General features: G+C 66.5%; 1 protein-coding gene. It reads left to right on the top strand.

Annotation, left to right across the window (positions count from 1 at the left end; genetic code table 11):
* Nucleotides 1–1,115, top strand: a 1,115-nt coding sequence (locus ACYVDE_RS23670; protein ID WP_460503980.1) for a xanthine dehydrogenase family protein molybdopterin-binding subunit, incomplete at both ends; no start/stop codon positions are given.

Raw genomic sequence — 1,115 nt, 5'->3', positions numbered from 1 at the left:
CCCGCGGCCGCATCAAGCGCCTCGATACCGCGGCGGCCGAGCAGCTGCCCAGCGTGCTGGCCATCGTGTCGCACCTGAACGCGCCCCCGGTGCCCGGCTACCAAAGCGCCGAAACCAACCATAACCCCCGCGTGGAAGGCCAGGAATTTCGGGTGTTTTTCGACGACCAGATTTATTTCAGCAACCAGCCGGTAGCCCTGGCCGTGGCCGAAACGCTGGAGCAGGCCCAGCACGCCGCTGCCCTGGTGCGCGTGGAGTACGAGGCGGGCCCATCCCAAACCGAACTGGCGAAAAACCTAGCCGCCAACCTCGCCCCGAAAAAAGAGGCTGAGTACCATCGTGGTCAGCCCGATGCCTATAAAACCGCCCCAGTGCGCGTGGAGCAGGAGTACCGCACCCCCATTCAGGTGCACAACCCCATGGAAACGCACGCCGCCATTGCGCTGTGGGAAGGCAGCACGCTGACGGTGTACAACAAAACCCAGGGCCCCAAGCTGGCGCAGCAGGATTTGATGCGCATGTGGCAGTTGCCGGCCGAGCAGGTGCGGGTGCATTCGCCGTTCGTGGGCGGAGCATTTGGGGGCTCGTCGCGCATCTGGCCACCCGAGATGGCGGCTATTCTGGCGGCCAAAAAGGTGGGACGGCCGGTGAAGGTGATGGGGCAGCGCAACCAGGAATTCAACCTGGTGGGCTACCGGCCGCAATCCATCCAGAAAATGGGCCTGGGCGCGCAGCCCGATGGCACGTTGGTGGGCATTACGCACCTGGCCTACGGCGGCACCTCGCGCCACGAGCAGTTCGAGGAGCGCATCGTGCACCCCACCAAGTCGGCCTACGCGGTGCCCAACCTCAACACCCGCTACCGCCTCGTGCCGCTCGACCTGAGCACGCCCTGCTGGACGCGCGGCCCTGGTGAAACCAGCGGCTCCTTCGCCCTCGAATGCGCCATGGACGAGCTGGCCGAAGCCCTGCACCTGGACCCGCTGGCCCTGCGCCTGAAAAACTACGCCGACCGCGACCCCGAAACCGACCAGCCCTGGAGCAGCAAGCACCTGCGCGAATGCTACGAGCGCGGCGCCACCCTCTTCGGCTGGAGCCGGCGGACGCCTGCCCCG

Source organism: Hymenobacter agri (assembly GCF_054778495.1).
This window is presented reverse-complemented; position numbering and strand designations above follow the sequence as displayed.